We start from the raw sequence: 25,360 nt of genomic DNA, 5'->3' as shown, positions 1-25,360 counted from the left end.
TCTCTCCCCGCCGGTGTCGAGGATCCGGTGGCGTGTGTTCCAGGTTAGTGAAGTGGCGGGGCGACGTCGGGCAGACTGGTCGAGGAGTACGCAGTTCCGCCCTATCCGGGGCGGATCCGGTCCGGTGAGGCGTCCGGTGGAGTGGAGGACCAGTGGCCACGAGTGAGGGTGACGGGAACGGCTGGGTGGTGTCGGCCGGCGGTGACCGACGGTGGGGCCGCTTCGGTGCCGCGGGCCTGCTCCTGCGCGCGGCCGACCCGACCGACCCCGATACCCCGCTCGTCCTGCTGCAGCACCGCGCGGTGTGGACGGCGTCCGGCGACACCTGGGCCCTGCCCGGGGGCGCGCGCGACTCCTACGAGGACGCGCCCCAGGCCGCCCTGCGGGAGACCCAGGAGGAGGCCGAGATCCGGCCCGCCGACGTGGTGGTCCGCGCCGTCCGGGTGACCTCGCGGATGCCCGGCACGGTGTGGCACCGGCCCGGACTGGACATGCGGCATGTGGCCGAGATGATGCGCCGCCTGCGGCCCGACCAGAAACACTCGGACGATCCGGGGGACCGCGGCCGGACGATCCCCCCGCTGGTGCAGGAGTCGACCGACGCGGTGGAGTGGACCTACACGACCGTGGTGGCCGACGCCCCGCGGCCGCTGGAGACCGTGCCCAACAACGAGAGCCTGGAACTGCGCTGGGTGCCCGAGACCCTGGTCGACGAGCTGCCGCTGATGCCCGCGTTCGCCCGCGCCTGGGCTGACGGTCTGCGCGCCCGGCCGGTGGAACTCGTGGTGGACGTGGCCAACGTGCTGGGTTCCCGACCGGACGGGTGGTGGAGGGACCGGGCCGGCGCCACCACGACGTTGCTCGACGAGCTGGGCTCGGCCATGCCGCGGACGATCGAGCTGCCCGACGGGTTCGGCTGGGTGGCCCGCGCCCACGCCGTGATCGAGGGGGCGGCCCGCTGGGCCGAGCACTCCGGGTCGTTCGTCGTCCACCGCGCGCCCGGGTCGGGCGACGACGCGATCGTCGAACTGGCCACCGACCTGGCCGCCGGCCTGTCCTCCGACCCCGCCTCCGACCCCGCCTCCGACGGCACCGGTCCGGGCGCGGCGGGCGGGTCCCGCCGGGTGGTGGTGGTGACGGCCGACCGGGGACTGCGGGCCAGGCTGCCTGAGGACGTCGTCGCCGTCGGACCCCGCGCCCTTCTCGGCTAGCTCCGGCGATCCCTGATGGCCCCTGACTGCCCCTGACGACCCCTGCCGCACCCATCGCGCCCGGCACCCCCCGGCCCGCGTGCACACTGGTGCAATGAGTCAGCCCCCCACGGCGCCCGAGATCCTGGTCGGTCCCATGCTCCGGTACGTCGACAGCACGGACGCGACGGTGTGGGTCGAGGTGTCCGCGCCGTGCACGGTGACGATCCGCGCCGGCGACGGCGAGGCCTCCGAACAGTCGTGGGGTGTCCACGGGCACCACTTCGCGGTGCTGCACCTTCGTGATCTCGAGCCGGGCGTGGAGACGCCCTACGAGGTGGCGCTCGACGGTGTACCCGCCTGGCCACTGGAGCCGGACCGCCCCAGCGTCATCCGCACCCCGCGCGCCGACGACACGGTCCGCCTGTCCTTCGGGTCCTGTCGCCGCGGGGAGAGCCAGACCCCGGTGGCGCTTCGCCGGATCGGGGCCGACGCCCTGGTGGCGCTCGCGCATCAGATGGCCCACACGGCGCACGACGACTGGCCCGACGCCATATTGCTCCTCGGCGACCAGGTGTACGCCGACATCCCCAGCCGGGAGATCACCGAGCGGCTGGCGGCGCGCCGTCGGGCCGGGGAGGGGCCCCGGTCGGTGCGCGACTCCGCCGGTGACGGTGGGGACCGGGACGTGTCCGGGGAGATCTGCGACTTCGAGGAGTACTCCTGGCTGTACCACGAGTCGTGGCGCGACCCGGACGTGCGCTGGCTGCTGTCCACCGTGCCCAGCTGCATGATCCTCGACGACCACGACCTGCGCGACGACTGGAACTCCTCCCACGCCTGGCGCCGCGAGATGACGGCCCAGCCGTGGTGGCGCGACCGCGTGCGGGGGGCGTTCGCCAGTTACTTCGTCTACCAGCACCTGGGCAATCTCGCGCCGCGGGAGCTTGAGCAGGACGAGGTGTACCGGGCGGTCCGGGGTGCCCGGTCCGATGCCGAACGCGAACGGATCCTCGACGAGTTCGCCCTGTCCGCCGACGCCGACCGGGGCACCGCGCGGTGGAGCTTCAGTCGCGACTTCGGGCGGGTGCGGGTGGTGATGCTCGACGTGCGGGCCTCCCGCCGGCTGGACCCCGCCGACCGGCGCGTGATGGACCCGCAGGAGTGGGAGTGGGCGCGGGAGGCCTGCCTCGGGGCCGAGGTCGACCACCTGGTGATCGCGTCGTCCCTGCCCGCGTTCATGCTGCCGGCGCTGCATCATCTCGAGGGGTGGAACGAGGCGGTGAGCCGCGACCGGCCGGAGAAGCCGCTGAGCGCCCGGATCGGCGAATGGGTGCGGCTGACGGTGGACCTCGAGCACTGGGCGGCCTTCCGCAACAGTTTCGACGACCTGATCGGGTTGCTCACCGAGGTGGCGGCCGGGGATCACGGGCGCGCTCCCGCCTCGATCCTCATGCTGGGCGGCGACGTCCACTGCTCCTACCTCGAGGAGGTCGAGCTCACCGCGCCGCGGGTGACCGGGTCGCCGACGCGGGTGCACCAGCTGGTCATGTCCCCGTTCCGCAATCCTCTACAGAAGTCGATCCGGATGGTCAACCGGATCTCGGTGCGGTCTCCCGCGCCCGCGCTGACCCGTCGGCTCGCCGAGGCCGTGGGCGTCCGGGAGCCACGTGTCAGGTGGGAGGTCACCGACGGGATCTGGTTCCACAACGGGGTCATGACCCTGGTGATGCGCGGCCGCCGCGCCACCGTCAAGGTCGAACACGCCCACGTCGAGTGGCCGGCCGGGGGACTGGGGAGGGTGCTCACACTGGTGCCGGGCCTGGCGCCGGACTCTTGGGGCCGGAGAGGGCGACGACGACGAGGTGGGGATGACCTCGACGCCAAGCCCCGGCAGGTGTTGCGCAGGACGCTGACCAAGGAGCTCACCGACTGACCGGGGACCCGCCGGCCCGCGTGTCGGCGACGGTTCAGTCCAGTTCCGCGCGGAGTTCGCGCGCGGCGGCTGTGGGGTCGTCCGCGTCGGTGATCGCGCGGACCACCACCACCCGCCGGGCGCCCGCGGCCAGCACCTCGGGCAGGTTCTGCCGGTCGATCCCGCCGATGGCGAACCAGGGCTTCGACCCGGGGCGGCTCGCCCGCGACGCCGCGTGCCCGACCAGGTCCAGGCCCGGAGCGTGGCGGCCGGGCTTGGTGGGGGTGGGCCACACCGGGCCCGTGCAGAAGTAGTCCACCCGCGGATCGGTGTCCGCGGTGTCGACCTCCCCGGTGGCGTGACAGGAGCGACCGATCACCACGTCGTCACCCACGATGCGGCGCGCCCAGTCCAGCGGCAGGTCGTCCTGGCCCAGGTGCAGCACGTCGGCCCCGGAGGCGGCGGCCACGTCGGCCCGGTCGTTGACGGCGAGCATCGCGCGGTGCGAGTCGCACACCTGGCGCATCACCGCCAGGGCACGCAGTTCGTGGGCGGCCTCCAGCGGTCCGAGGTCGCGCTCGCCGGGCGAGTTCTTGTCGCGGAGTTGCACGATGTCCACCCCGCCGACCAGTGCCGCCTCGACGTCCCGGCGCAGCGCGGGGAAGTCGCCGGACCACCCCTCGGTCCGAGCCTGCTCGTCGAGGTGACGGCGCGCGTCGATGCAGAGGTAGAGGCGGGCGTCGGCGAGGCGGGAGCGGAGGCGGTCGGCGCGAGCGGTCATGTGCGTAACCGTAGGCGATGGCCCCGATAGGCTGGCCGTCGTGACCGCCGACCCCGGACCCGCCGACCCGCGCACCGGCGCCCGTAGTGCAGCCCGTCGCGTGTCCGTCGTCGGCGGATCGGTGATCGGCCTGGCCTGTGCATGGGAGGTCGCACGCGCCGGGGCCGCCGACGAGGTCGTGGTCCACGAGCCCGACGACTCCGGGCCCGGCGGCGTACCCGCCTCCGCCGCCGCGTGGGTGGCGGGCGGAATGCTCGCCCCGTTCAGCGAGGCGTGGCCGGGGGAGGAGGCGGTGTTCGCACTCGGCGTGGACTCACTGCGCAGGTGGCCCGAGATGCTCCGCGCGCTCGAGCCGCACGTCCCGCCCGGCCCTCCCGTCCGGACCGCGGCGCACACGCACATGCTGGCCGTCGACGAGGCCGACGCCCGCGACCTCGACATGGCCATGGACTGGGCCGCCCGCCAGCCCGACCCCACGGTGGGCGCAACTCGCTCCGGATCGGGGTCCGCGCCCGGCATCACCGCGGCAGACCTGCGCCGCGTGACCCGCCGGGAACTCCGCGAGGCCGAGCCGTCCCTGGCCCGGGTCGCCCGCGCGGCGTACCGCATGGATTCGGAGGGGGCCGTCGACAACCGCGTCCTTCTGGCCGCGCTGACCCGCGCCTGCGTCGCCGAGGGTGTGACCTGGGTGCGCAGCGCGGTGTCCTCGCTCGACCACGTCGACGCGGACCACGTGGTCCTGGCCGCGGGCACCGGGTCCGCCGCGCTGGCGGGGCTCCCCGTCCGACCGGTCAAGGGCGAGGTCCTCCGGTTGCGTGCCCGACCCGGCTGCGAGGACCCCCCGCGCGGGGTGGTCCGGGCGTTCGTGCGCGGCCGGCCGCTGTACCTGGTCCCCCGCGAGGGCGGCCTGGTCGTGGGCGCCACGCAGTACGAACACGGCGACGACCGGCAGGTCACGGTGGCCGGGGTGCGCGACCTGCTCGCCGACGCCGAGACGGTCTTCCCCGGGATCGGCGAGTTCGAGTTGGCGGAGACCATCGCGGGGTTACGTCCGATGTCCCCGGACAATCTCCCGTTCCTCGGCCCCGATCCCACGGACCCGCGCCTCGTCCACGCCACCGGGCACGGCCGGAACGGCATCGCGCTCACCCCGGTGACCGCCGCGACGGTCGTGGCGCACCTGCAGGGCCGACCGGGTCCGCCGGCGGCGCTGGCGGCCTCGCCCGACCGCGTCCGCCGCGGATGAGGTCTCGGACACCGACCACTACGCTGGGGGCACACGTCACCACCCCGGTACGCCACGACCGTGAAGCAGGAGACCCCATGATCGTCACCGTGAACGGCGAAGACCGCACGCTCGCCGACGGCGCGACCGTCCGCGTGCTCGTCACCGAACTCGACCTCCCCGACGAGGGTGTGGCCGTGGCGGTCGACGGCGTGGTGGTGCCCAGCTCGGGCTGGGACCAGGCCGCACTGGGCGCGGGCGCGGAGGTGGACGTCCTCACGGCGGTCCAGGGTGGCTGACCCCACCGGCCCGGCCGCCCCCACCGGCCCGGCTTCCCCCACCGGACCTGTCGCGGTCATGGACTCGCCGCTGGTCATCGCGGGCGAGGAGCTCGGCTCGCGGCTGATCATGGGCACCGGCGGCGCCGGCAACCAGGAGGTCCTCCGAGAGGCGCTCATCGCCTCCGGGACCGCCCTGACCACCGTGTCCATCCGCAAGGTCGACCTGCGGTTGGGCTCCGACGGGCTCGGACTGCTCGGGCTGCTGCGCGAGCTGGGCATCCGGCCGCTGCCCAACACCGCCGGTTGCAGGGGGGCCGCCGAGGCGGTCAAGACCGCGCGGCTCGCACGGGAGGCCCTGGGCACCAACTGGGTCAAGCTCGAGGTGATCGCCGACGAGCGCACCCTGCTGCCCGACGCCCTGGAGCTGGTGGAGGCCGCGGAGGACCTCGTCGACGACGGGTTCGTGGTCCTGCCCTACACCACCGACGACCCGGTGCTGGCCCGCCGGCTCGAAGACGTGGGCTGCGCGGCCGTCATGCCACTCGGTGCCCCCATCGGCACCGGGCTCGGCATCTGCAACCCGCACAACCTGGAGATGATCGTCGAGCGCGCCGGGGTCCCGGTGATCTGCGACGCCGGGATCGGGACCGCGTCGGACGCCGCCCTGGCGATGGAGCTCGGTTGCGACGGGGTCCTCCTGGCCACCGCGGTGACCCGCGCCGAGAACCCGCCGCTCATGGCGGCCGCCATGCGGGAGGCCGTCCGCGCCGGTCACGCCGCCCGCGCTGCCGGGCGTATCCCCAAGCGGTTCTGGGCCCGGGCGTCCAGCCCGCCGGTGGACTGAGGCCAACCCGCCGGTGGACTGAGGCCTGCGCGGACCAGACGGCCTGCGCGGCCCGCGTCGACTACCGCGTGCGGGGAACCCGGCGCACCTCGACGCCGCCCATCAGTGCGAGCCCGGTGACCCGCACGACCGGCGCGCCCGGGGGAGCCTGCCGGACCGGCCGGGGGTCGGGCTTCCACCTGCCGGCCTCCTCGCTGAACCCGCCCATCAGACCGAGGCCCTCGACCACGACGTGGATGTCGTCCGGCACGTAGATCTCCACCCCGCCCATGATCGCGAAGGCGCGGATCGTGGTCTCGTGTGCCTGCAGAGCGGCCTCCCGCAGATCGAGTTCGACCCCGCCCATCATGGCGAACGCCGTGTGCTCCGCCGGAACCGTCCACGCGCCCCTGCGCTCGCACCCGCCCATGAACGCCAGGGACGTCGACGGACCGCTCCCCCCGGTGACCCTGCGTGCGGGTGCCGCATCGCGGTGCGCTGCGGGCGCGGCCCCGCCGTCGCGACGGGCGGGGGACAGGTCGCGGGTGAGTTCGGCCAGGTCGGACTGGAAGAGGGCCCCGTAGGCCTTGGTGGTCCGCTCGTCGAACTCGGCGAGGGTCAGGCGCCCTTCCGAGTAGGACTGCTGGAGGAACCTCGCCGTCGCCTCACGCTCGTGGTCCGAGGCGCGGATCGACGGGAGCTCGGGGCCGGGATCAGGGCGGTCGTCATCCATGGGACGAGCGTAAGCCCTGACACACCTGTACGGGAGCTGAGTGGGAGGAGCCCGCTTCCCGCGCTCCGGCATGCACACTGGAGACCATGATCGAGGTACGCAATCTCACCAAACGCTTCGGCGCCGCTACGGCGGTCGAGGACCTCAGCTTCGTGGTCCGGCCGGGTGTCGTCACCGGCTTTCTCGGCCCGAACGGGGCCGGGAAGTCCACCACCATGCGGATGATCGTCGGCCTGGACACCCCCACCTCGGGTGAGGCGCTGATCAACGGCCGGCGCTACCGGGAACTCGAGCGCCCGACCCACACCGTCGGGTGCCTGCTCGACGCGTCCTGGACCCACGCCAACCGGTCGGCGGGCGCGCACCTGAAGATGATCGCTGCCGCTGGTGGTCTGCCCGCCACCCGCGTCGACGAGGTGCTGTCGCTGGTCGGGCTGAGCGACGTGGCCGGCCGCAAGGTGGGCGGCTACTCGCTGGGCATGCGCCAGCGTCTCGGGCTGGCCACCGCCATGCTCGGCGACCCCGAGGTGCTGCTCTTCGACGAGCCGGTCAACGGTCTCGACCCCGAGGGCATCCTCTGGATCCGCCGCTTCATGCACGCGCGCGCCGCCGAGGGCCGGACGGTACTCGTGTCGAGCCACCTGCTGTCGGAGATGGCACAGACGGCCCAGGACCTCGTCGTCATCGGTCGGGGGGTGCTCCGCGCCCAGACATCCGTCGAGGAGTTCCTCTCCGCGGCCACGTCCTCCGTCCTCCTCCGGACTCCGCACGTCGACGAGTTCACCGCCGCCGCCCGGGAGGAGGGGATCACCGCCACCTTCGACCCCGAGGCCGGAGCGTTCCTCGTCGAGGGGCTGCCCGCCTCCCAGGTCGGTGAGCTCGCAGCCAGCCTGGGGATCACCGTCCACGAACTACACGAGAAGCGGGCGTCGCTCGAGGAGGCCTTCATGGCGCTCACCGATCAGGACGTCGAGTACCACGGTCAGGAGACCACCCGATGAACCTGCTGAAGTCCGAGTGGATCAAGGTCACCACAACCAAGAGCGCCTACTGGCTGTACGGCCTGGGCATCGCCCTCGCCCTCGGCCTGGCCGCGATCATCGGCCAGTTCGAGCAGCCCTCGGCGGGGGACCCGATCGTCGGGGAACCCGGCGGCGGGGGCGACCCGCTGTTCGCGATCCTGGGAGTCGGCGCCTTCACCGTGATCCTCGCGTGGATCGCGGCGATCGTCGCCGTGACCGGCGAGTACCGCTACCACACGAACAAGGCCACCTTCCTCGCCTCTCCGTCGCGGTGGCCTGCGGTGGTGGCCAAGACCGTGCTGTTCACCGTGATGTCGATGGTCGTGACCGCCGTTGCGGTGGTGCTCTCGCTACTGGTGGCGGGGGCCCTGTCCGGACTGGACTCCTGGACCCCGTTCTCAGGGGACGGGCTGACGTACCTCGTACGGTTCCCGGTCTACGCCGCGCTGGGCACGGTCGCCGTGATGGGGCTGGCGTACATCATGCGCAACGCCGCCGGTACGATCTCCTTGTTCCTGGTGTGGACATTGGCTCTCGAGGGCATGGTCTCGCTGATCCCGCGGGTGGGGCAGGACATTGCCGGCTGGATGCCGTTCGCCAACGGTGACTACTGGACCCAGGGTGAGACCGCGCGCGGGTTCATCACGTGGGGCGAGTGGCCGGCCTTCGCGTGGTTCGCGGCGGTCTGCGTGGCGCTGTGGGTCGCAGGACTGGTGATCACCCTGCGCCGGGACGCCTGAGTCCGCGCACCCGACTCGACCTCGCGTCGGGGCTGGCCCCGCGACGTCGTAGCCGGCGTCGCCCGATCTAGTGGAGTGAGTCGCGCCGCATGGCATCGATATCGACCCCCGCGTCGAGGGCGCGGGACGCCGCCGCGCGCGCCGAGCGTTCGGCCTCCCGCCGCACGGTTCTCCGTGGCCGCGGTGCCCGACGAGGTCTGGCGGTGGGGACGGCGGTGGGGCTCGTCGTGGGGCTGGCCGCCGGCATGCTCGGGGGAGTCGCCCTGGGGCGGGGCGCGGTGTCGGTCGACGGCGCCCGGTCGATCGGCGCGGGTCTGGTGGGTAGCGCACCGACCGGTGACGACGACGAGGTCGATCCCGTCGCCCCTCCCGTGCGGCCTGCCGAGCAGATCACTCTGGCCTTCGCCGGCGACGTCCATTTCGAGAACCATCTCGCTCCTCTGGCCCGCGATCCCGAGTCGTTGGCGGAGCTGCGCACGAGCCTGGGTCGGGCGGATGTGTCCATGGTGAACCTGGAGACCGCGCTCACCGAGCGGGGGACGCCGGTGCCGGGCAAGCCGTTCACCTGGCGGGCGCCCGCCGGTGCGCTCGATGCCGTGGCCGGGGCGGGTGTCGATGTGGTGACCATGGCCAACAACCACGCCGTCGACTTCGGGGAGGTCGGTCTCGCGGACACCTTCGACGCCATCGACCAGTCGCCGATCCCCGTGATCGGAATCGGTCGCGACGAGTCCGAGGCCTTCGCGCCCGAGGTGTTCGACGTGCGGGGTGTCAAGGTCGCGTTCGTCAGTGCCTCCCAGATCGTGGAGGAGACCACCAGCTACTACGCGGCGGGACCCGGGCGACCGGGAATCGCGTCCGCGTTGCCCCGCGATCGACTGCTGCGGGCGGTCCGCGAGGCGCGGCAGGAGGCCGACGTGGTGGTCGCCTATGTGCACTGGGGCCTCGAGGGTTACACGTGCCCGGGCGACGAGGCGATCGCGGCGGCCCGTGAGCTCGAGGCGGCCGGCGCGGACGTGATCCTGGGCAACCACGCGCACCGGGTCAACGGCGCGGGCTGGGTCGGGGACGCCTACGTCCACTTCGGTCTGGGCAACTTCGTGTACTACCTCAACCGCGAGCCCGCCGGGCACACCGGTGTGCTCACCGTGACGGTGGACGTCCCGGCCTCCGACGAGCCGCGTCCCGATCGGTCTCTGGTGACCGATGCCGACTGGGACGCGATGCTCATCTCCGGTGACGGCATCCCCCGACGGCAGGACGCGGCCACGACGCAGCGCCTGCAGCAGGCTTTCGAGACGGCCCGCGAGTGCACGCCGGCCCGCGCCACGCCCTGACCGGCTACTGCCGTGCCCCGGCCGGCTACTACTCGGTGATCGGCAGGTAGACGCGGGATCCCTGTCCAGTGAACTCGGCCGACTTCTCGGCCATCCCGGCCTCGATCGCCTCGACGGTGTCCATGCCGTGCTGGGCGGCGTAGTCGCGGATGTCCTGGGAGATGCGCATCGAGCAGAACCTGGGACCGCACATCGAGCAGAAGTGGGCGGTCTTGGCGGGCTCGGCGGGCAGGGTCGCGTCGTGGTAGGCCAGCGCGGTGTCCGGGTCGAGCGCCAGGGCGAACTGGTCCCGCCAACGGAACTCGAACCGCGCGGTGCTCAGCGCGTCGTCGCGGGCCTGCGCGCCCGGGTGCCCCTTGGCCAGGTCCGCGGAGTGAGCGGCGATCTTGTAGGTGATCACGCCGGTCTTGACGTCATCCCGGTCGGGCAGGCCCAGGTGCTCCTTGGGGGTGACGTAACAGAGCATCGCCGTACCCGCCTCCGCGATCCGCGCGGCGCCGATGGCGGAGGTGATGTGGTCGTAACCCGGTGCGATGTCCGTGGCCAGCGGCCCCAGCGTGTAGAAGGGCGCCTCCTCGCACCACTCCTCCTCGAGCCGCACGTTCTCCACGATCATGTGCATCGGCACGTGCCCGGGGCCCTCGATCATCACCTGGACGCCGTGGCGCTTGGCGATCCGGGTGAGCTCACCCAGCGTGCGGAGTTCGGCGAACTGCGCCTCGTCGTTGGCATCCGCGATCGATCCGGGCCTCAGGCCGTCACCGAGGGAGAACGTCACGTCGTAGCGTGCGAGGATCTCGCAGAGCTCGGTGAAGTGGGTGTAGAGGAACGACTCGCGGTGGTGCGCCAGGCACCACGCCGCCATGATCGAGCCTCCGCGCGAGACGATCCCGGTGACGCGCTTGGCGGCGAGCGGGACGTACCGCAGGAGCACACCCGCGTGGACGGTCATGTAGTCCACGCCCTGCTCGCACTGCTCGATGACGGTGTCGCGGTAGAGCTCCCAGGTCAGCGCGGTCGGATCGCCGCCCACCTTCTCCAGTGCCTGGTAGATCGGCACGGTCCCCACGGGAACGGGGGAGTTCCGCATGATCCACTCGCGGGTCTCGTGGATGTCCCGCCCGGTGGACAGGTCCATGATGGTGTCCGCGCCCCACCGGGACGCCCACACCATCTTCTCGACCTCCTCCGCGATCGAACTGGTGACCGCGGAATTGCCGATGTTGGCGTTGATCTTGGTCAGGAAGCGCTTGCCGATGATCATCGGCTCGCTCTCCGGGTGGCGGTGATTGGCCGGGATGACGGCGCGGCCGGCCGCCACCTCGGTCCGCACCACCTCCACGTCGATCCCCTCGCGCGCGGCGATGAAACGCATCTCCGGGGTGATGTGGCCCGCGCGGGCCCAGGCCAGCTGGGTCCGCACCGGCGTGGGGTCCTCGGGCGAGGCCGGGACGGCCTCCGGGTGGGCCCAGCCGTCGCGAGTGGGCGGAAGTCCGGAGGCGAGGTCGTGGCACTCCCCGGCGTCGGCGTACCCGGTGTACGGGCCGGAGGTGTCGTAGACGTCGAACGTCGTGTCGTTGGTCAGTGAGATCCGACGGACGGGCACGCTCAGCGTGCTGCCCTCCGCCGGGACCTCGAGGTAGGACTTGCTGCTGGAATGGATGGGCCCGCAGGTCACTGCCTCGATCAAGGCAGTGTTCTCGCTGGTGGTGGACGTGTTTCTGCCCATGATGTTCACTTCTCCCTACGCCGGCATGACCCGGACAGGTTCAACGGTCGACGACCCGGCTGGCCGTCCTCTCAGCCCGCGCTCCGAAGCGGACTCCCGTGTGGACGAGTATGAAATTGTGCCGGGCGAGCGTACCCCGGCGAGTAGGATCACGTGTGGAACACACCCTGCCGAAGGAGCCCCATGTCCCGAGTAGAGTCACTGGTGTTGGTCCACAACACCGATAGAGACCGGTTCGAACTGTGGGACGGCGAGACGTTCATGGGCCTGGTGGGGTACGAGAAGGACGGCGAGGTCTACATCCTTCTCCACACCGTCATCGAGGAGCACTTCGGTCAGCAGGGCATCGCTCGCCTGCTGGTCAGTCTGGTCCTCACCCGGATGCGTCTGGACGGGAACAAGGTCCGGCCGGTGTGCAGCTATGTCCGCCGCTTCCTCATCCGCTTCCCCGAGTACCAACTCCTCGTCGCCCCCCGCTGACCCCGGTGGGGGAGGCGTCCGGCCCCACTCCGGCCGGATAAGTCGTGCGTTCTGCACGAGGGTGTTTCGGCCGACCTCACTCCGGGGATACGATTCGGCCATGACGAACCCGAGCTACCCCGGTTCCCCCTCCGACTCCCCGTTTGGTGCGGGCCCGTCTCAGGGTCAGGAGTCCGGCTACTGGCAGGACTCGTCCTACGGCCAGAGCGCACCCTCGTACGGCCAGCACCCCGGTTACGGGAGTCAGGGCACCGGGGCGTTCACCGGTCCGCCCGGGTCCGCTCGACCCGGCCCGCCGTCGAACATCGGGTGGGCTGTGGCCTCGCTCCTGTTCTTCTGGCCGCTGTCGTTCGTCGCGATGACCCGCGCCTCGGATGTCTACCCGCTGTGGGCGGCCGGGCACCACGCAGAGGCCGAGGCCGCGAGCGCCTCCGCCAAGAAGTTGGGCCTCATTTCTCTCGCCATCTTCGGGGGACTCGTGGTCCTCTACTTCGTCTTCATCATCGCCATGGTGGGGCTGGCCTCCACCGGGTACTGATCCCCGGCGCGGGTCGCCTCAGCGCAGCCCCAGCCGCGGCGCCTCGATGGCCGGGCACGCGTTCATCACCACGTCGAGACCGGCGTCCGCGGCCCGCCGGGCGGCGTCCTCGTCGATCACGCCCAGCTGCAGCCAGACCGCCTTCGCCCCCCTTGCGATGGCCTCGTCCACTACGCCGCCAGCCAGCTGGGAGTTCACGAAGACGTCCACGACGTCGATCTCCCCCGGCACTGACGCCAGGTCCGGGTAGCCCTGCTGCCCGTGGACCGTCTCGGCCTTCGGATGGACCGGGACGATCTCGTGGCCCAGGTCCCGGACGTAGGCGGCGATCCCGTACGCGGTGCGTCCGGCATTCGAGGACAGGCCCACCACGGCCCACCGCCCGCGATCCGAGAGCAGGCGCGTGATGACGGTCGGATCATTCGTGTGGCTCATACCCTGTGCAATGCGCGGCGTCGCGCGGACATTCCCCGACGGGCCCTGTGCGCGGGATCTTCCTTCGCGGGCTCAGTCAGTCCCCGACGGGCCCTGTGCGCGGGTTCTTCCTTCGCGGGCTCAGTCAGTCCCCGACGGCGACCTTGCCGCGCCGGACGATCTTCGGGTCAGGGTCGAACACGACCTGCGGGTCCTTCTCCGGGTAGTCGAACTGGTTGAGGAAGTGGCGCATCGCGTTGATGCGCGCCCGCTTCTTGTCGTTGGACTTGATGGTGATCCAGGGTGCCCAGTCGGTGTCGGTACGCCGGAACATCTCCTCCTTGGCGGCGGTGTACTTGTCCCACTTGTCCAGGGACTCCAGGTCCATGGGGGAGAGCTTCCACCGCCGGACCGGGTCCAGTTGACGGATCGCGAACCGGGTCTTCTGCTCCTCCCGGGTGACCGAGAACCAGAACTTGGTCAGTCCGATCCCGGAATCCACGAGCATCTTCTCGAACATGGGCGCCTGCTCCATGAACGTGGAGTACTGGGCGTCGGTGCAGAACCCCATCACCCGCTCGACGCCGGCCCGGTTGTACCAGGACCTGTCGAACATCACGAGCTCGCCGCGGGTGGGCAGATGGCTGATGTAGCGCTGGAAGTACCACTGGTACAGCTCGGTCTCGGTGGGTTTGATCAGCGCTACCACGCGGGCCTGGCGCACGTTGATGTACTCGGTGAACCGCTTGATCGTCCCGCCCTTGCCGGCGGCGTCCCGGCCCTCGAACACGATCACGTGCCGGTGACCCGACTCGGCCTGCCAGTTCTGGAACTTGAGCAGCTCGATCTGCAGCAGGTACTTCTCCACCTCGTACTGATTGCGGTCCAGCCGGTGGTCGTACGGGTAGTTCTCCCGCCACGTGTCCACGGCCCTGCCGTTGATGTCGATGAGGTCGGGGTCCTCACCGTGGTCGTCGCGCACGGTGAAGCCCTCGGCGCGAAGCCGGTCGATGTAGTGACGGAGTTGGAACGTGGACATCTGCGGGAGCTCCTGGTTCTGGGACGAGGTGGCGGTATCAGTCGAGGTCCACGACGACGGGGGCGTGGTCGGAGGCGCCCTTGCCCTTGCGCTCCTCGCGGTCGATGAACGCGCCCGTCACCCGTGCCGCCAACTCCGGTGAGTGCAGCTGGAAGTCGATGCGCATGCCCTGCTTCTTGGGGAAGCGCAGCTGGGTGTAGTCCCAGTAGGTGTAGACGCCGGGGCCCGGGGTGTACTCGCGGGTGACCTCGCGGAAGCCCGCTCCGTCGAAGGCGGCGAAGGCCTGCCGTTCGGGCTCCGAGACGTGGGTCTTGCCGTCGAACACCTCCATGTCCCACACGTCGTCGTCGTGGGGTGCCACGTTCCAGTCGCCCACCAGGGCCACCTGCGCGGCCGGGTCGGCGGCGAGCTCGGCGGAGGCGTGGTCGCGGAGCCGGGCCAGCCACTCCAACTTGTAGGTGTAGTGGGGGTCCGCCAGCTCGCGGCCGTTGGGGACGTAGAGACTGTAGACGCGGACACCGTCACACACCGCCGAGATGGCGCGCGCCTCCGGGTCCTGCGTGACCTCGGGGTCCTTGTGGAAACCGGGCATGTCGTCGAAGCCCAGCCGGACGTCGTCGAGCCCCACCCGCGAGGCCACGGCCACACCGTTCCACTGGCTGAGCCCGTGGTGGGCGACCTGGTACCCCAGCTCCTCGAACGCCTCGTGCGGGAATTGGTCGTCCTTGCACTTGGTCTCCTGCATGGCCAGCACGTCCACGTCCGAGCGTTCCAGCCAGGCCACGACACGGTCCCGTCGAGCTCTGATCGAGTTCACATTCCAGGTGGCCAGGCGCATGGCGAGCAGTCTATTACCCCGGATCGGATCGCGCGGACGGCGGAGCCGAACCTTCGACGACGACGAGGTGGCGCATCGAATGATGCGGGGCCAACCCGAGCTTGGCCCACAGGCCGCGACCGGCCGAGTTGTCCGCGAACACGTGGAGGTGACACTCCTCGGCGCCCAGCGACCGTCCCCACTCGACGAGCGCGCCCGTGCCCACCTCGGCGAGCCCGCGGCGGCGGTGGGCGTCGGCGGTCTGCACGCACGACACCGCGACGCGGGGCGCCCCGTCGGGCCCGGCGGTGACGGCACCGCGGGCGATCGCGGCCAGCTCTCCGTCGTGCTCGACCCGGGCGAACACCACGTGCCCGCCCGGCCCCGGCACACCGCTCTCCGATCCCGCACCGGCCTGTGCCGCGCCGCCCAGCCCCGCGGTCGCGAGCATCGCGGGCCGGACGCGGTCGGGGTCCAGTCCTGCGGTGGCGTGGTACAGCGCGAGCCAGTCGTCGTCGGGGGAGTCGGCCAACACCACCTCGGGGCGGGCATCGGCGGGGACCGTGGCGTCCACGCGGGCCAACAACTCGCGGCTGTCGGCAGTGCACAGCAGCAGTTCCCGGTCCGCGTTCACCCGTGCGGGATCCACCGGCACCCCGTCGAGAATCATCCGGTCCGCCCGGACCAACCGGTCCACGGCCACCAGGCGCAGCGGCAGGCTGCGGGCGGCGTACCAGTCGCGGACCCCGTCGAGCTCCGCGCAACTGGCCCACGGCAACACCGGGACCGCCGAGTTCCCGCGGTAGGACCAGTCGTCCCCGGCGCGGCAGAACCAGCCGTCCACCAGCTCGAACTCGGTACCCGGCCACGCCAACGCGCCCGCGTACTCGTGGGCCCGGACGTCGCGGGCGCGGACCGGGCGGGGCGGCAACACCTTGAGGACGGCGATGTCGGAGTCCGGGATCCGCTCCTCCTCGCCCGACTCCCGGCGCACCACCAGTTCGGGATCCAGCGCGATCACGTGCCCGATGACGTCGGTGTAGAGGTGCGAACTCTGCCCGGCCTCCAGATGACGACGCACCACCACGCGCATCCCCGTCTCCACGCGTCTGCCGGCGTTCCACCGGGACCGGTCCGCCAGACCCCGGTCCTGCTCAGCCATGGAGGTCGGTGGCCTCGTCGTCGTCGTCATCCTCGTCGGCGAACGGATCGGGATCGGTGGTCGGGTCCCAGCTCAACCCGGGGACGCCCCAGCCGGCGTCGCGGATGTGTCTCTTGGCGGCCTTGCGGTTCCGGCCGATGAGTCCGTCCGTGTAGAGGACGCCGTCGAGGTGGCCCACCTCGTGCTGCAGGCACCGCGCGAACAGGCCGTAGCCCTCCACCGAGACCGGCTCGCCGTTCTCGTCGGTGCCGGTGACCCGGGCCCACCAGGCGCGCCCGCGCGGGAAGTTCACGCCGGGGACGGACAGACACCCCTCGAGATCCTCCTCCGGGTCCGGCATGGTCTCCGGGATCTCGGAGGTCTCGAGCACCGGGTTGATCACGCAGCCACGGCGGGTGATCCAGCCGCCACGGGCCTCGACGTCCTCGCGTGAGACGCCCTCGCCGTCCTCGGTGTCCAGGTCGGGGCAGTCGTAGACGAATACCCGCTTGCGTACGCCCACCTGATTGGCGGCCAGCCCCACGCCGTTGGCGGCGTCCATGGTCTCGTAGAGGTCGCGGACGAGGTCGCGGATCTCCTCCGGGGACCCGGTGACGGGCTCGGTGGGGGCGTGGAGGGCGGGATCGCCGAGGATGACGATGGGCAGGACGGCCATGGCAGTCGATCCTAGTGCGCACCTGGCAGGGTGTCGGATCCGTGTGGTTCACTACGGGGGAATCACAACGGTGTGATCCGCACACCCGCACCGGGCGAGCGGCCGCCACACACCGACACCACAGGAGGTGCGCGCATGGGTCGATCAGCTACTGCGGCACGCGGGCCGCAGCTCGAGGGCGGGACGCAGCCCGCGGCCGAGCTACACGCCGCCGACCCCGTCCTCTCCGACCGGGACCAGGCCATGCTCGAGTTCGAGCGGCAGTGGTGGAAGTTCGCAGGCTCCAAGGAGGAGGCGATCCGGCAGAAGTTCGAGATGTCCGGCACGCGCTACTTCCAGATCCTCAACGACCTCATCGACCGCCCCGAGGCGCTGGCCGCGGACCCGCTGCTCGTCAAGCGGCTGCGGCGCATGCGGAGCAGCCGTCAGAAGGCACGCGCGGCGCGCAACCTGGGAATGCGACTCGACTGACCTACACTCACCGGCGTGAGCTCCCAGCCCGAAACCTCGCAGTACGATCCCTACGGCCCGGGCGCGCCCGCTGGCGATACCGGGGTCGGTCCCGATCCGGATGAACCGACCGGCCCTCCCTACCGGGCCATCGCGATGGTCCTCCTCGCCGCAGTGGTCCTGGCGATCGGCATCGGGCTCGTCCAACTGTTCGGGGGTGACGACGAGACCCCGACCGCCACCGATCAGGGCACCACGCAGGTCGAACAGCCCGAGCAGGGCCAGGCCGTCGACCCGGGACAACCCGGGGACGCGCCCGCCGGCCAGGACCCGCAGGGTGCCCCCGAGGGTGAGGCGGTGCCCGGCCAGCCCGCCGAGCCCGCCTCGCCGCCTCCCGCCGGTCAGCCCGGCGGCGTGCCGGCAGTGACCTCGGTGCCTGTGCAGGTGTTCAACAACAGCAACGTCTCCGGGCTCGCCGGCAGGACCGGGGAAGCCCTCCGCGAGTCCGGCTTCGCCGTCGGTGAGGTGGCCAACCTGCCCTCCGACCGGCCGGTGGTGTCCGAGTCGACCGTGTACTTCGGAACCGGCGCCGGTGAGCGGCAGGCAGCCGAGGCCGTGGCGGCCCAGCTGGGCATCCCGGTGCTGCCCCGGCCGGCTGATCTCGAGGTGGACACCCCCGGCGTGATCGTGATCGTCACCCAGGACCTCGACCGCTGACGGCTGAGGATATGATGAGCCCACGCACTCTGCCCGCCGGGGCGCGTGCTCTCAGCGACCTGCAGCTTTCCGAGATCGAAGGAGCCCTCATGGCCCCGCGTCAGACCGCCCGCCGCCTCATCGTCGCGGTTCCCGCATTCGCACTCGCGTTCGCCGTGACCGCGTGCACCCCGCCCAACGAGCAGCCCGCGGATCCCGACGCCCCGTACACCCTGCCCACCTACACGGGCGAGGCAGACTCGGAGGCGGAGGAGAACGCTGACGAGGTCGAGGGTGCCGAGGGCGCTGTCGAGGGCGCTGTCGAGGGCGAGGAGGACATCCTCGTGGAGGTCCCGGTCGAGGATCAGCCCGTCCAGGGTCAGGCCGACCCCGCCGTCCCGCCCGCGCAGCCCGCCCCCTGATCTCCCGGTAACCGGGGCCGGCCCCCGGAGGGCGAGCGCCCACCGGCACCGCGCAAGCGAACCGGCGCACCGCGCCAGCTCACCGGCCCCGCGCCACCGAACGAGCCCCGCCCCCGCGAAGGGGAGCGGGGCTCGAGTCGTCGGCCCCCGGGCCTGTACACGCGCGCGTACCTCGGGGCAGGTGCCAGAGCATGGCCGGGAGCGGCTGTGTCCTGGAGCGCAGGCGCCGGAGCGGATACCGGGGGCCGGCCGGGTGGGACTCGGTCAGGGCGTGTTCTTGCGATTGGCCTCGCTCGCCTGGAACTTCTCCAGGACCGGGGCCTCGTGGGTGATGGTGCCGTCCTCGACGCTCTCGTGATACGCCAGGTTTCCCACGCGGTTGGCGATCACCGGGGCGGTGCACACGGCCACGATCCCGGCCAGCAGGAGCATTCCCAGGTCGATGTGCGGGAAGATCCGGACGCTGGCGCCGAACAGCACGAGCACCAGGCCCAGCACCTGTGGCTTGGCGGCCGGGTGCATCCGGCTCAGGGTGTCGCGGAAGCGCACCAGCCCGATGGCGCTGGCGAGGGTGAGCAGCGCACCGGCGAGGACGAACAGCGCGGAGACGATCTCCCGGGGGTCGTCGGTCATGTGAGGGCCTCCTTGTGGACGCCGGTGGAGTCGCTGACCCGGAACCGGGCCACGGACACCGATCCGAGGAACGCGACCAGCGCCAACGCCACGAGGGCGGCCGCGGCGGTGGTGTCCTTGCTCCAGGCGATGTACACGCCGACCCCGCACTGCGCGATGGCGGCCAGCATGTCCAGGGAGATCAGCCGGTCGAGGGTGTTGGGACCACCGATCAGCCGGATCATCGTGGTGAACAGTGCGAGCGTCAGGGCGACAACGGCCGCGCTCCACAGCAGCAGTGACAGGCTCATCGGTGCTCCTCGCTGTCTCGTACGGGCTCGGGTGGGCGGTCGCGGTCGTCAACGCGCTCGGGGCCGCTGGTCCCGTATTCCTCTGCGGGGGCGCAATAGTGCTGCGGGCTGGGTCGCCAGTCCTCGGGGCGCTCGAACGCCCGCACGTACAACTGTTCCACGTGGGCGGTCTGGCGACGGAACCTCTCGACCGCCTCGGGACTCCCGGCGTCCAGCACGTGGACGTACACGTACCGGGCCACCGGGTCGACGCGCACGACGATGCCGCCGGGCATGAGGTTCAGGGTGTTGACGGCCAGGGCGAGGGTGAAGTCCGACTTGAGCCGCATCGGTGCGCGGAGCACGGCGGAGCGGGGCGGAGCCTGCGGGCGCACGGACAGCCACGCCACGGTGATGGACGAGCGGACGAGGTAGTAGGCCACCACGACCACCAGCCATGCCGTGGACACGGGCCTGAGCAGGCCCTCCACGGGGACTCGGGGCAGCGGGAGCAGCACCATCACCACGATCGCGACGAGCACCCCGGCGACGATCGTGCCGACCTCGACCGGCCCCCACAGCATGACCCAGGCGACCGTCAGCCACAGCATCATGAACACGCGGGACCCGACGACCCGGGGGTCGAGACGGACCTTGAACCTGCGGGCCATGTCAGCGCACCCCCGTCACGGAGTCGACGTAGCGTTCGGGCGTGGAATCGATGGGGATGGTGTCCAGGTAGTCATGCCGCTCCATGAGGCTCTCGGCAGCACGGTCGGTGACCCCGAGCAGTGGGCCGGCGAAGACGGTCATCAACAAGGAGACCACGATGAGGGCCATGGTGGGGGCGAGCATGCTCAGTGGCATCCGGCCCACCTCCTCGCGCTCGTCGAACTCCACGTACTCGTCCGACGGCAGCAGGGCCAGCGGCTTGGCCAGGGCGACCGCTCCCTCGGGAGCGTCCGCGCGGGGGCGCCAGAACGCCTTGGACCACACGCGGACCACCACGTAGAGCGTCAGCAGGCTGGTGACCATGGCCCCGGCGATGAGCACCCACATGAGCGGACCGCCGACCTCCGCGCCGGCCTGGACCACCGCCAGCTTGCCGATGAAGCCGGAGAACGGCGGGATGCCGCCGAGGTTGAGGGCCGGGATGAGGAAGACGACGGCGAGGACGGGGCTGGCCACGGCGAGCGAACCCAGACGGCGGAGGGAGGACGACCCGGCCTGCCGTTCGATCAGTCCGACCACCAGGAACAGGGTGGTCTGGACGATGATGTGGTGGCCGACGTAGTAGATCGCCGCGCTCAACCCGTACCCGGTCGACAGGGCGATGCCGAAGATCATGTACCCGATGTGGCTGACGAGGGTGAACGACAGTATTCGTTTGATGTCCGACTGTGCGATCGCGCCGAGGATGCCGATGACCATCGTCAGCAGTCCCGCCACCAGCAGGACGCCGTCCATGGAGCCGCCGGGGAACACGAGGGTGTGGAAGCGGATGATCGCGTAGACGCCGACCTTGGTCAACAGTCCCGCGAACACCGCGGTGACCGGCGCGGGCGCGGTCGGGTAGGAGTCGGGCAGCCAGGTCGAGAGCGGGAAGACCGCGGCCTTGATGCCGAACGCCACCAGGAACACGGCGAAGATCGTGTTGCGCAGCCCGTCCGGGACCTCGGCCATCCGGATGGACAGCTGGGCAAGGTTCAGCGTGCCCGCCGCCGAGTAGGTCAGCGCGATGCCCAGCAGGAACACCATCGACGACACCATCGACACGACGGTGTAGGAGACCCCCGCGCGGACTCGTTCCTGGCTGGCGCCGAGCGTGAGCAGGACGTAGGACGCGGCCAGCAGCATCTCGAACCCGACGAACAGATTGAACAGGTCGCCGGCGATGAACGCCGCGTTCAGTCCCGCCGCGAGCGCCAGGTAGGTGGGGAGGAAGATCGAGGTCGGTTGGTCGCCGTCCCCGTCGCGGACGCCCTGCCCCACGGCGTAGATGATCACCGTCAGCAGCACGATGGCCGACACGCAGAGCATGAGGGCGCTGAGCCGGTCCGCCACGAGGGTGATCCCGACGGGTGCGTCCCAGCCGCCCACCTGCACGGTGTGCACGCCGTGTTGGTCGGTGAGCACCAGCAGGATGCCGGCGATGACCAGCACCCCGGTGAGGGTGACGATGGTGATGATGTTCTGGACCCGGGGACGGCGGGAGACCACCAGGCACAGCGCCGCGGCGAGCAGGGGGATCAGAACGACGGACGGGATGAGGTAGCCGAACAGTTCGGGGGAGATCACCGGCCACCCTCCTTTCCGTCGTCCGGGGTTCCGTCGTCGCGCCTCGTCCGCCTGCGGTCGCGCGAGGCGGCAGCGGCGCGGGCGCGGGCCTCCGCTTCGGCTTCCGCCTCGGCCTCCTCCAGGTCCTCGTCGTCGTAGTCGACGTGGTCTCCCAGCTCGGTGGGTTGACCGGTGGTGTGGTCGTCGGACAGGTCCCGGTCGGGTGCCGACCAGGCGTCGGTGGGCGAGCGCTTGGCGATCTTGGTGTCCTCGGCGTCGTCGGCGACCTCGTCGGCGGTGGTGAACTGGTAGGAGCGGTAGGCCAACGCCAGGATGAAGGCCCCGACGCCGGCGGTGATGACGATCGCGGTGAGGATCATCCCGTGGGACAGCGGATCCGAGTCGGCGGCGTCGGGGCTCCGGCCACGCCCCATGATGGGCGGGCTGCCGGGCGGTCCCCCCGCGGCCAGCAGGAGCAGGTTGATCCCGTTGGAGAAGATCATGATCCCCAGCAGGATCTTGATGATCGCCCGCTCCAACAGCAGGTAGACCCCGACGGCACAGAGGAGCCCGGCGAGCAGCAGCAGCCCGAAGTCGGCGGTCATGACCTGCCTCCTGACGGGGCGCCCTGGTTCTCGGCGGCCTCGCGGCGGGCGGCGCGGTGGGCGGCCAGGTCGGAGCGTGCGCCGTCGGCGTCAACGCCGGGGACGCTGCGCAGCGCGGCCGTGGACGGCGACTCGGTGGCGTCCACGTAGATGGCGCGGAGCTCCTCGAGATCCTCGGCGTCCAGATCGAGTCGGGCGCCCAGGCTGCGGAGGATGTCCAGGACCAGACCGACGACGATGAGGTAGACGCCGGCGTCGAAGAGCAGGGCCGTGACGAACTTGACCTCGCCGAACACCGGGAGCGTGGCCTCGAACGTGGCGCTCGAGAGGGCGGGGGCGCCGAAGAACATGGAGGCGGTGGCCGTGCCGGCGGCCAGGAGCAGGCCGAGGCCGAGGATCCGGCCCGCGTCGATCGGGATGGCTTCACCGAGCTCGTAGCGCCCGCCCGCGAGGTAGCGCAGGACCAGCGCCAGACCGGCGACCAGGCCGCCCGCGAACCCGCCGCCGGGGTTGTTGTGGCCGGCGAAGAAGAAGAAGAGGCTGAGGATCATCATCGTGGGGAACACGAGACGCGTGGTGACCTCGAGGACCAGCGACCGGGCGCGGGGGTCGCGGACGGTGGCGCCGACGAGCCACCGTCCGGGGGTCGCCCCCGGCGCCTCGATGACGATCCGGGCCGCCTCGACGCCGCGCCGACCCGAGCGGGTCTTGTCGACGTCGGCCAGACGCGGGCCGGAGCCGTAGCGACGGTTGCGGAACACGAGGCTGGCCACCCCGGTGGCGGCGACCAGCAGGACGGTGATCTCGCCGAGGGTGTCCCACGCGCGGATGTCGACCAGGGTGACGTTGACGGCGTTGGCGCCGTTGCCGATCTGGTAGGCGATGTCGGGGAAGACGAGCGAGACGGCCGGGTGCTGGCGCGCGTTGATCGCGTAGGCACCGGTCACCACCACGAGCAACCCGACGCCGATCCCGAGCCAGGCCCGGAGGCGGCGGAACCCGTTGGAGAGCGGCACCTCGGCGGGCATCGTGCGCAACACCAGCACGAACGCGACCATCAGGAGCGTCTCGACCAACGCCTGCGTGAGTGCGAGGTCCGGGGCGCCGTGGAAGGCGAAGATCACGGCGAGCCCGTAGCCGGTGACGGACATGCAGATCACCGCCGCGAGGCGGTTGCGCAGCACGGCGGCGGCCACCGCGGCGAGCGCCATGGGGATCATGACGATCAGCACGACCGGGTTCGCCGACAGCTCCATGCGCAGACCCTCGCGGGTACCGGCGAGGAGTGAGACGAACGGGAACACCACGAGGGTCACCAGGATGATCCCGAGGGTGAGCGGGAGGGAGCCCCGCTGGATGCTCGCCGTCAGGCGCAGCGAGAGGGTGTCGAAGAACCTGAGCACCGCGTCGTAGATGCGGTCGGCGTTGCCGAGCGCCGGCGACTCGAACTGCATCCTCTCGACGGTCCGCTGCGCCACGTAGAGCAGGGAGCCCAGCACGTAGACCACCAGGGTGAGGGCGAGCGGGATACCGATGCCGTGCCACAGGCCCAGGTGGTAACCCTCGGGCCCGCGCCACGGACTGCCGGGCGGGAACGCCACGTCGACGTACCGGGCGATGAGGTTCTCGACGGGCGCGTTCCACAACCCCAGCACCAGGCCGGAGACGGCCAGGGCGGCGGGGACGGAGAGGAACAGCGGCCCCGCCGGACGGGAGGCGGCGACGGCGGGGCTGATGCCGTCGGGGAAGGACCGCTTGGACCGGAAGGCGCCCATGACCAGGCGCGCGGTGTAGGAGAAGGTGAGGACGGACCCCGCCACGAGCCCCGCGGTGACGACCAGCGACGGCATCCCGTGCAGTCGCTCCTCGGACAGGACGGTGGCGAACGCCGCCTCCTTCCCGACGAACCCCAGGAAGGGCGGGAGCCCGGCCATCGAGGCGGCGGCGAGGGTGAAGACCACCGCGAGGGCGGGCCGCTTACGGCCCAGTCCCGACAGGTCCCTGATCTCCCTCGTCCCGGTGGTCTTGTCGATCACGCCGACGGACATGAACAGGGCGGACTTGAACAGCGAGTGCGCGAGCAGCATCGTGAGCCCGGCGAGCATCGTGTCACGTGAGCCGATGCCCACGAGAACGAGGAGGAAGCCCAGCTGGCTCACGGTGCCGAACGCCAGCACGAGTTTGAGGTCGGTCTCCCGCAACGCGCGCCACCCGGCCATGAGGAGGGAGCTCAGACCGAGGGCGATGAGAGGCAGTTGCCAGGTGGACGAGCCCGACAGGCCCGGGGTCAGGAGCGCGACGAGGAAGACCCCGGCCTTGACCATGGCCGCGGAGTGCAGGTAGGCACTCACCGGGGTCGGGGCGGTCATGGCCCCCGGGAGCCAGAAGTGCAATGGGGCGATGGCCGACTTGCTGGCCGCGCCGACTATCACCAGGATCAGCGCCCAGTGGATGAGCGTCCCCGACGGTGGTGCCGCCACGATGTCGCTGATCAGGTAGGAGCCGGCGGCCTGGCCGAGGATGATCATCCCGACGAGCATCGCGAGACCGCCGAGGGTGGTCACGAGCAGCGCCTGGGTGGCCGCGCGGCGCGCGGAGGCCCGCTCGGCGTAGTGGCCGACGAGCAGGAAACTCAGGACGGACGTGATCTCCCAGAAGATGTAGAGGAGGATCATGTTGTCGGCCACGACCAGTCCGAACATGACGCCCGCGAAGGCGACCAGCTCGGCGGCGAACAGGTGGAGACGTGGTTCGTCGTCCTTGAAGTACCAGGTGCAGTAGACCAGGACGAGCGCACCCACGCCGAGGGCGATGAGGGCCAGGAGCGCCGACAACGCGTTCATGCGCAGATCCAGCGTGAGGTGGATGCCGGGCGCCCACTGGACGGACTCGGTGGGCACGCGGTCCAGGTTGGCGGCCACCCACACCGCGCCCGCCGAGGGCACCGTGGCCAGGGCGAGGAACGCGCGACGGCCGAACCGCAACACCAGCGGGATCGCGATCATGGCGGCCACGGCATGGGCCGCGAGAATCACGATCACCGGCGACTCCTCTCGCTACGTCGAACGGACGACGACGTGCGGACGCCCCCGCCGTGTGCAGCGGGGTGCCGGTGGTCGACCGGGGT

The 25,360-nt window shown here is 71.3% G+C and carries 27 protein-coding genes; 13 read left to right on the top strand and 14 right to left on the bottom strand.

The window, feature by feature from the left end:
- Window positions 1-152 precede the first annotated feature (152 nt).
- Together ABD250_RS14330 and ABD250_RS14325 are read left to right on the top strand one after the other, a co-directional pair.
- Window positions 153-1,211, top strand: coding sequence for an NUDIX domain-containing protein (locus ABD250_RS14330; protein ID WP_344392915.1), 1,059 nt, complete (start codon window positions 153-155; stop codon window positions 1,209-1,211).
- Window positions 1,212-1,305: 94 nt separating this feature from the next.
- Window positions 1,306-3,126, top strand: a complete 1,821-nt coding sequence (locus ABD250_RS14325) for an alkaline phosphatase D family protein (RefSeq protein WP_344392913.1) — start codon at window positions 1,306-1,308, stop codon at window positions 3,124-3,126.
- Window positions 3,127-3,160: 34 nt separating this feature from the next.
- Here ABD250_RS14325 and thiE read toward each other — a convergent pair whose 3' ends face one another.
- Window positions 3,161-3,886, bottom strand: coding sequence for a thiamine phosphate synthase (thiE, locus tag ABD250_RS14320; protein WP_304813741.1), 726 nt, complete (start codon window positions 3,884-3,886; stop codon window positions 3,161-3,163).
- Window positions 3,887-3,926: 40 nt separating this feature from the next.
- Here thiE and thiO point away from each other — a divergent pair, with 40 nt between their 5' ends.
- The 3 genes from thiO (at window position 3,927) to thiG (ending at window position 6,236) form a co-directional block, all read left to right on the top strand.
- Window positions 3,927-5,132 carry a glycine oxidase ThiO gene (gene thiO, locus ABD250_RS14315; protein ID WP_344392908.1) on the top strand — a complete coding sequence of 402 codons (1,206 nt, stop codon included), beginning with the start codon at window positions 3,927-3,929 and terminating at the stop codon, window positions 5,130-5,132.
- Between the two features lie 77 nt (window positions 5,133-5,209).
- Window positions 5,210-5,410, top strand: a complete 201-nt coding sequence (gene thiS, locus ABD250_RS14310; RefSeq protein ID WP_017837853.1) for a sulfur carrier protein ThiS — start codon at window positions 5,210-5,212, stop codon at window positions 5,408-5,410.
- A gap of 58 nt (window positions 5,411-5,468) precedes the next feature.
- Window positions 5,469-6,236: a thiazole synthase gene (gene thiG / locus ABD250_RS14305; RefSeq protein ID WP_344393124.1), complete on the top strand. Its 768-nt coding sequence runs from the start codon at window positions 5,469-5,471 to the stop codon at window positions 6,234-6,236.
- Window positions 6,237-6,297: 61 nt separating this feature from the next.
- On the opposite strand, the gene ABD250_RS14300 is transcribed toward thiG, so the two are convergent.
- A complete protein-coding gene (locus ABD250_RS14300) occupies window positions 6,298-6,948 on the bottom strand; it encodes a DUF1707 SHOCT-like domain-containing protein (protein WP_344392905.1) in 651 nt (216 codons plus the stop codon).
- A gap of 86 nt (window positions 6,949-7,034) precedes the next feature.
- On the opposite strand from ABD250_RS14300, the gene ABD250_RS14295 reads away from it, so the two are divergent.
- The 3 genes from ABD250_RS14295 to ABD250_RS14285 all read left to right on the top strand — a co-directional run bounded on the left by ABD250_RS14295 (window position 7,035) and on the right by ABD250_RS14285 (window position 10,047).
- Window positions 7,035-7,949: an ATP-binding cassette domain-containing protein gene (locus tag ABD250_RS14295; protein ID WP_182616965.1), complete on the top strand. Its 915-nt coding sequence runs from the start codon at window positions 7,035-7,037 to the stop codon at window positions 7,947-7,949.
- The gene (locus ABD250_RS14290; protein ID WP_182616967.1) at window positions 7,946-8,710 is read left to right on the top strand and encodes an ABC transporter permease; all 765 of its coding nucleotides are present in this window, start codon (window positions 7,946-7,948) and stop codon (window positions 8,708-8,710) included. Before ABD250_RS14295 ends, ABD250_RS14290 begins: the two co-directional genes overlap by 4 nt.
- Window positions 8,711-8,799: 89 nt before the next feature.
- Window positions 8,800-10,047: a CapA family protein gene (locus tag ABD250_RS14285; RefSeq protein ID WP_182658617.1), complete on the top strand. Its 1,248-nt coding sequence runs from the start codon at window positions 8,800-8,802 to the stop codon at window positions 10,045-10,047.
- Between the two features lie 28 nt (window positions 10,048-10,075).
- Here the strand turns inward: ABD250_RS14285 and thiC are convergent, their stop codons facing one another.
- Entirely contained in the window at window positions 10,076-11,776 is a 1,701-nt protein-coding gene (thiC, locus tag ABD250_RS14280; RefSeq protein WP_241730638.1) for a phosphomethylpyrimidine synthase ThiC, read from the bottom strand.
- Between the two features lie 183 nt (window positions 11,777-11,959).
- Here thiC and ABD250_RS14275 point away from each other — a divergent pair, with 183 nt between their 5' ends.
- Window positions 11,960-12,256 (top strand): GNAT family N-acetyltransferase, encoded by a 297-nt coding sequence (locus tag ABD250_RS14275; RefSeq protein WP_182658618.1) that lies wholly within the window; start codon window positions 11,960-11,962, stop codon window positions 12,254-12,256.
- 100 nt (window positions 12,257-12,356) lie between these two features.
- Entirely contained in the window at window positions 12,357-12,794 is a 438-nt protein-coding gene (locus ABD250_RS14270; protein ID WP_182658619.1) for a CD225/dispanin family protein, read from the top strand.
- Between the two features lie 18 nt (window positions 12,795-12,812).
- Here the strand turns inward: ABD250_RS14270 and ABD250_RS14265 are convergent, their stop codons facing one another.
- From ABD250_RS14265 to ABD250_RS14245, 5 genes are all read right to left on the bottom strand, one after another.
- Complete coding sequence (locus ABD250_RS14265; RefSeq protein WP_182616970.1) at window positions 12,813-13,229, bottom strand: CoA-binding protein; 417 nt, start codon at window positions 13,227-13,229, stop codon at window positions 12,813-12,815.
- A 124-nt stretch (window positions 13,230-13,353) separates the two neighbouring features.
- Entirely contained in the window at window positions 13,354-14,247 is an 894-nt protein-coding gene (gene ppk2, locus ABD250_RS14260; protein WP_179523458.1) for a polyphosphate kinase 2, read from the bottom strand.
- Window positions 14,248-14,284: 37 nt separating this feature from the next.
- Window positions 14,285-15,085, bottom strand: a complete 801-nt coding sequence (locus ABD250_RS14255) for an exodeoxyribonuclease III (RefSeq protein WP_182616972.1) — start codon at window positions 15,083-15,085, stop codon at window positions 14,285-14,287.
- Between the two features lie 13 nt (window positions 15,086-15,098).
- Entirely contained in the window at window positions 15,099-16,226 is a 1,128-nt protein-coding gene (locus ABD250_RS14250; RefSeq protein ID WP_344392897.1) for a GNAT family N-acetyltransferase, read from the bottom strand.
- Window positions 16,219-16,881: a peptide deformylase gene (locus ABD250_RS14245; RefSeq protein WP_182616120.1), complete on the bottom strand. Its 663-nt coding sequence runs from the start codon at window positions 16,879-16,881 to the stop codon at window positions 16,219-16,221. The genes ABD250_RS14250 and ABD250_RS14245 overlap by 8 nt, the downstream gene beginning before the upstream one ends.
- A gap of 135 nt (window positions 16,882-17,016) precedes the next feature.
- Here ABD250_RS14245 and napA point away from each other — a divergent pair, with 135 nt between their 5' ends.
- The 3 genes from napA to ABD250_RS14230 are packed head-to-tail and all read left to right on the top strand — an operon-like array spanning window position 17,017 to window position 18,449.
- The gene (gene napA, locus ABD250_RS14240; protein WP_182616118.1) at window positions 17,017-17,352 is read left to right on the top strand and encodes a nucleoid-associated protein NapA; all 336 of its coding nucleotides are present in this window, start codon (window positions 17,017-17,019) and stop codon (window positions 17,350-17,352) included.
- Between the two features lie 15 nt (window positions 17,353-17,367).
- A complete protein-coding gene (locus ABD250_RS14235; protein WP_344392894.1) occupies window positions 17,368-18,048 on the top strand; it encodes a LytR C-terminal domain-containing protein in 681 nt (226 codons plus the stop codon).
- Window positions 18,049-18,062: 14 nt separating this feature from the next.
- The gene (locus ABD250_RS14230; protein ID WP_182659167.1) at window positions 18,063-18,449 is read left to right on the top strand and encodes a hypothetical protein; all 387 of its coding nucleotides are present in this window, start codon (window positions 18,063-18,065) and stop codon (window positions 18,447-18,449) included.
- 264 nt (window positions 18,450-18,713) lie between these two features.
- On the opposite strand, the gene ABD250_RS14225 is transcribed toward ABD250_RS14230, so the two are convergent.
- From ABD250_RS14225 to ABD250_RS14200, 6 genes are read right to left on the bottom strand one after another with little or no spacing between them, the layout of a single operon-like run.
- The gene (locus tag ABD250_RS14225; protein WP_182610647.1) at window positions 18,714-19,082 is read right to left on the bottom strand and encodes a cation:proton antiporter; all 369 of its coding nucleotides are present in this window, start codon (window positions 19,080-19,082) and stop codon (window positions 18,714-18,716) included.
- Window positions 19,079-19,372: a monovalent cation/H+ antiporter complex subunit F gene (locus tag ABD250_RS14220; protein ID WP_182610648.1), complete on the bottom strand. Its 294-nt coding sequence runs from the start codon at window positions 19,370-19,372 to the stop codon at window positions 19,079-19,081. The genes ABD250_RS14225 and ABD250_RS14220 overlap by 4 nt, the downstream gene beginning before the upstream one ends.
- On the bottom strand, window positions 19,369-20,022 hold the full coding sequence (locus ABD250_RS14215) for a Na+/H+ antiporter subunit E (protein WP_182659168.1): 654 nt from the start codon (window positions 20,020-20,022) through the stop codon (window positions 19,369-19,371). The genes ABD250_RS14220 and ABD250_RS14215 overlap by 4 nt, the downstream gene beginning before the upstream one ends.
- A gap of 1 nt (window position 20,023) precedes the next feature.
- Window positions 20,024-21,649 (bottom strand): Na+/H+ antiporter subunit D, encoded by a 1,626-nt coding sequence (locus ABD250_RS14210; protein WP_182659169.1) that lies wholly within the window; start codon window positions 21,647-21,649, stop codon window positions 20,024-20,026.
- Window positions 21,646-22,233 carry a Na(+)/H(+) antiporter subunit C gene (locus tag ABD250_RS14205; RefSeq protein ID WP_241730758.1) on the bottom strand — a complete coding sequence of 196 codons (588 nt, stop codon included), beginning with the start codon at window positions 22,231-22,233 and terminating at the stop codon, window positions 21,646-21,648. Before ABD250_RS14205 ends, ABD250_RS14210 begins: the two co-directional genes overlap by 4 nt.
- A complete protein-coding gene (locus ABD250_RS14200; RefSeq protein WP_182659170.1) occupies window positions 22,230-25,274 on the bottom strand; it encodes a Na+/H+ antiporter subunit A in 3,045 nt (1,014 codons plus the stop codon). The genes ABD250_RS14205 and ABD250_RS14200 overlap by 4 nt, the downstream gene beginning before the upstream one ends.
- Between the last annotated feature and the right edge of the window lie 86 nt (window positions 25,275-25,360).

It is taken from the genome of Dietzia cercidiphylli (assembly GCF_039531545.1).
Taxonomy (GTDB): domain Bacteria; phylum Actinomycetota; class Actinomycetes; order Mycobacteriales; family Mycobacteriaceae; genus Dietzia; species Dietzia natronolimnaea.
Note: the sequence above shows the minus strand (reverse complement) of the source record. Positions and strands in the feature narration are given on the sequence as shown.

Coding starts and splice junctions, on each gene's coding strand:
- ABD250_RS14325 (WP_344392913.1), top strand. CDS start 1,306: ATGAGTCAGCCCCCCACGGCGCCCGAGATCCTGGTCGGTCCCATGCTC.
- thiE (WP_304813741.1), bottom strand. CDS start 3,886: ATGACCGCTCGCGCCGACCGCCTCCGCTCCCGCCTCGCCGACGCCCGC.
- thiS (WP_017837853.1), top strand. CDS start 5,210: ATGATCGTCACCGTGAACGGCGAAGACCGCACGCTCGCCGACGGCGCG.
- thiG (WP_344393124.1), top strand. CDS start 5,469: ATGGACTCGCCGCTGGTCATCGCGGGCGAGGAGCTCGGCTCGCGGCTG.
- ABD250_RS14300 (WP_344392905.1), bottom strand. CDS start 6,948: ATGGATGACGACCGCCCTGATCCCGGCCCCGAGCTCCCGTCGATCCGC.
- ABD250_RS14295 (WP_182616965.1), top strand. CDS start 7,035: ATGATCGAGGTACGCAATCTCACCAAACGCTTCGGCGCCGCTACGGCG.
- ABD250_RS14290 (WP_182616967.1), top strand. CDS start 7,946: ATGAACCTGCTGAAGTCCGAGTGGATCAAGGTCACCACAACCAAGAGC.
- ABD250_RS14285 (WP_182658617.1), top strand. CDS start 8,800: ATGGCATCGATATCGACCCCCGCGTCGAGGGCGCGGGACGCCGCCGCG.
- thiC (WP_241730638.1), bottom strand. CDS start 11,776: ATGGGCAGAAACACGTCCACCACCAGCGAGAACACTGCCTTGATCGAG.
- ABD250_RS14275 (WP_182658618.1), top strand. CDS start 11,960: ATGTCCCGAGTAGAGTCACTGGTGTTGGTCCACAACACCGATAGAGAC.
- ABD250_RS14270 (WP_182658619.1), top strand. CDS start 12,357: ATGACGAACCCGAGCTACCCCGGTTCCCCCTCCGACTCCCCGTTTGGT.
- ABD250_RS14265 (WP_182616970.1), bottom strand. CDS start 13,229: ATGAGCCACACGAATGATCCGACCGTCATCACGCGCCTGCTCTCGGAT.
- ppk2 (WP_179523458.1), bottom strand. CDS start 14,247: ATGTCCACGTTCCAACTCCGTCACTACATCGACCGGCTTCGCGCCGAG.
- ABD250_RS14255 (WP_182616972.1), bottom strand. CDS start 15,085: ATGCGCCTGGCCACCTGGAATGTGAACTCGATCAGAGCTCGACGGGAC.
- ABD250_RS14250 (WP_344392897.1), bottom strand. CDS start 16,226: ATGGCTGAGCAGGACCGGGGTCTGGCGGACCGGTCCCGGTGGAACGCC.
- ABD250_RS14245 (WP_182616120.1), bottom strand. CDS start 16,881: ATGGCCGTCCTGCCCATCGTCATCCTCGGCGATCCCGCCCTCCACGCC.
- napA (WP_182616118.1), top strand. CDS start 17,017: ATGGGTCGATCAGCTACTGCGGCACGCGGGCCGCAGCTCGAGGGCGGG.
- ABD250_RS14230 (WP_182659167.1), top strand. CDS start 18,063: ATGAGCCCACGCACTCTGCCCGCCGGGGCGCGTGCTCTCAGCGACCTG.
- ABD250_RS14225 (WP_182610647.1), bottom strand. CDS start 19,082: ATGACCGACGACCCCCGGGAGATCGTCTCCGCGCTGTTCGTCCTCGCC.
- ABD250_RS14220 (WP_182610648.1), bottom strand. CDS start 19,372: ATGAGCCTGTCACTGCTGCTGTGGAGCGCGGCCGTTGTCGCCCTGACG.
- ABD250_RS14215 (WP_182659168.1), bottom strand. CDS start 20,022: ATGGCCCGCAGGTTCAAGGTCCGTCTCGACCCCCGGGTCGTCGGGTCC.
- ABD250_RS14205 (WP_241730758.1), bottom strand. CDS start 22,233: ATGACCGCCGACTTCGGGCTGCTGCTGCTCGCCGGGCTCCTCTGTGCC.